Consider the following 3,284-nt stretch of genomic DNA (forward strand, 5'->3'; position numbering starts at 1 on the left):
CTGTCAAGGGGGATCGGTGAGGACCATGGCCAAGCAGGCAGACGCCCAACAGGCGGCCACCGAGCGGAGGAAGCCGCTCAACCGGGACCGCGTGCTGCGCGCCGCCGTCGCCCGCGCCGACCAGTCCGGGATCGAGGCGCTGAGCATGCGCAGCCTCGCCCAGGAACTGGGCGTCGTGCCGATGGCCCTCTACAAGCACGTGGCCAACAAGGAGCAACTCCTCGACGGCATGGTCGAACTCGTCGTCGGGGAGATCGACCCCCCGGCCGACGGCCCCGACTGGAGGAGCGCGATCCGCGAGCGCGTCCTGTCGGCCCGGCGGGCGCTGCTGCGCCACCCGTGGGCCCTGCGCGTGATCGAGTCCCGCGGCACCCCCACCCCCGCCGTGCTGGACTACCTGGACTCCGTGATCGGCACGTTCCGCAGGGGCGGCCTGTCCGTCGACCTGACCCACCACGCGATGCACGCGCTGGGCAGTCGCGTCTGGGGCTTCACCCAGGAGCTGTTCCCGGCTTCTCCGGGCGACGAGCCCGGGGAGCAGGCCGCCGCGCTCCAGGCGATGGCGGCCAGGTACCCGCACATCGCCGAGATCGCCATGGCCCGGGCCCACGACGGCGCGTCGGTCGTCGGCAACGGCTGCGACGACCAGTTCGAGTTCGAGTTCGCCCTCGACCTCCTCCTCGACGGCTTCGCGCGGCTCCACGGGCGCGGATGGAGCTCCGGGCAGGCCTGAGCGAGCCGGGAGAGAAACCGGGCGACTACCGCGCGCCCGATCGCCTGGAGCGGGCGCGTCCCCCCGGGCGGCCGTTCACCGCACGTCGTCGGTTCCGGACCGGACGATGGCGCCCTCGTCCAGTGCGTGGACCGGAGCCGGTCGGACCGTGCCGGGAGCGGCGGCTGACGGCCGGCCGGACTGACGGACAGTCGGCTGACGGGAGGGGCCTGTGGCGGCACCCGTCGAGGGCGTGGATATCGTGGCCGACGCCGCGCGGCCGACTCCTCGGCGTGCGGTCTTTCGTCACGTCAGGAGAGAACTGGGTGAAGTCCCCAATGACAGCGCTCCGGAGCGCCGCGGCCGTCGTGGCGGCCGTGCTGATGGCGGCGCCCGCCGTCGCAGGCTCCGCCGCCGCAGCTCCCGCCGCAAGCCCGGACACCAAGGCGGTGACGTACCAGGGCCGCGTCTTCCATGTGCCTTCGGCCTGGCCGGTGGTGGACCTGGCCGTGGACCCGCAGGCCTGCGTCCGCTTCGACCAGCACGCGGTGTACCTCGGTCACCCGGGCGAGCAGCAGGCCTGCCCGCCACGGTTGACCGGCCGCACGGAGGCCCTGTTGGTCGAGCCAGCCGAGGGCGCCGCACCGGACCGGGAAGGCTCCAACCCGGTCGCGCAGACGGTCCGGGCGACCGACGGCGTCGTCGCGGTGACCGGGACGTACGACACGGACCAGCCGCTGGTGCGGCGGATCATCACCGGCGCCGGGCTCACCCCCGCGCCGACGCACCGACCGCAGCCGGCGCCCGCCGGGCCCCGGACGACCCCCGCCCCGAAGTCCGCCGCGGCCGCCGCCGCACCGTCCGGCCAGGCCATGGCCGCAGCCGCCGCACCGGCTGCTTCGGCCGCGGCGGCGTCGGTTCCCGCGTCGGCGACGAACTACACCGGCAAGGGCTTCGACGCCTGTACGGCGCCCTCCGGCGCCGCGATGAACGCGTGGATGGCCTCCTCCCCGTACCGGGCGGCCGGCGTCTACATCGGCGGTGTCAGGCGGGCCTGCGCCCAGCCGAACCTGACGGCCTCCTGGGTCCAGCAGCAGCAGGCCGCGGGCTGGGCCTTCATGCCGATGTACGTCGGCGTGCAGGCCCCGAAGATCAGCTACCCCGCCACCGAGGGCGCCAACGCCGCCGACGACGCGGTGAGCCAGGCCCAGGCCCTCGGCTTCGGCCCCGGCACGATCCTCTACTACGACATGGAGGCGTACACCACCCCGCAGTACTCGGCCGCGGTGCTCGCCTTCCTCACCGCCTGGACCAACGAACTGCACGCCTGGGGCTACAACTCCGGCGTCTACAGCAGCTCCTCGTCCGGCATGAAGGACCTGGCCGCCAACGCCGGCAACAGCGCCTACACCATGCCCGACGCCGTCTTCAGTGCCAACTGGAACGGCAAGGAGGACACCGCCGACCCGTCGATTCCGGCCGGCTACTGGAACAACCACCAGCGCGCCCACCAGTACGCCTCGCCGCAGAACCCGGAGACCTGGGGCGGCTACGCGATCGCCATCGACCAGGACTACCTGGACATCCAGCTCACCGCCGCCCCGCCGTCCCAGTCCTCCGCGTTCTTCCTCGGCGTGCGCCAGAGCTCGGGCGCCTGGCCAGGCTTCAGCCCGCTGACGGGCGGTGCGGGCGTGTTCCGCGGCTCGGAGGCCGCGATCACCGGGCTGCCGGGCGGCTCCTCGCAGGAGCTGGGCATCGGCCTGGACGGCCGGCTCTACCACGGGGTCCGCGCCTCGAACGGCAGTTGGAGCGGCTTCGCCGGGGTGCCCGACGACGGCACGCCGGCCACCCAGGCCCGCCGGACCGGCATCGCGGGCATGCCGGACGGCTCCTCGCAGGTGGTGACCGTCGGCAGCGACGGCAACGTCTACCACCGGATCCGCTCGGCCGACGGCACCTGGTCCGGCTACGGGGCGCTCCCCGGGGTCGGCACCCCGACGATGGCGGCCGCGGACATCGCCATCGCCGGCCTGCCCGACGGGTCCGCCCAGGTCCTGGCGATCGGCAACGACGGGAACGTCTACCACGAGACCCGCTTCTCCAACGGCAGTTGGAGCGGCTTCGCCCCGCTCCCGGGTGTGAACAGCTCGCGGATGGCGGCCTCGCGGGTGGCCATCACGGGGCTGTCGGACGGCTCCTCGCAGGTCCTGGTGATCGGCAGCGACGTGAACATCTACCACGAGGCCCGCTTCGCCGACGGCACCTGGTCCGGCTTCGCCGCGCTTCCCGGCAGCGGCACGCCCACCATGGCCGCGCGGGCGGTCGGCATCGCCGGTCTGCCGGACGGTTCGTCCCAGGTGGCGGTGATCGGCAACGACGGCAACCTCTACCACGAGACCCGCTTCACCAACGGCGCCTGGTCCGGCTTCGCCGCGGTCCAGGGCGCGTACGGCGCGAGCACCTTCCCGGCCCAGCGCGCCGCCATCGCGGGCCTGCCGGACGGCTCCAGCCAGCTGGTGGCCACCCGGAGCTGACCCGGACACATCCCACCACCTCACCACCCCGGCGCCCC

The 3,284-nt window shown here is 73.8% G+C and carries 2 protein-coding genes; both read left to right on the plus strand.

Annotated features, from left to right (window positions below; translation table 11 throughout):
- Nucleotides 1-25 precede the first annotated feature (25 nt).
- Complete coding sequence (locus tag ACIQOV_RS33965) at nt 26-733, plus strand: TetR/AcrR family transcriptional regulator (protein WP_401054639.1); 708 nt, start codon at nt 26-28, stop codon at nt 731-733.
- Between the two features lie 317 nt (nt 734-1,050).
- Entirely contained in the window at nt 1,051-3,246 is a 2,196-nt protein-coding gene (locus tag ACIQOV_RS33970; protein WP_401054641.1) for a glycoside hydrolase domain-containing protein, read from the plus strand.
- Nucleotides 3,247-3,284: the final 38 nt, after the last annotated feature.

It is taken from the genome of Kitasatospora sp. NPDC091257, from assembly GCF_044757675.1.
Taxonomy (GTDB): Bacteria; Actinomycetota; Actinomycetes; order Streptomycetales; family Streptomycetaceae; genus Kitasatospora; species Kitasatospora lactacystinica.

Excerpts from the sequence above, each read along its gene's own strand:
- ACIQOV_RS33965 (WP_401054639.1), top strand. The coding sequence starts at position 26 with ATGGCCAAGCAGGCAGACGCCCAACAGGCGGCCACCGAGCGGAGGAAG.
- ACIQOV_RS33970 (WP_401054641.1), top strand. The coding sequence starts at position 1,051 with ATGACAGCGCTCCGGAGCGCCGCGGCCGTCGTGGCGGCCGTGCTGATG.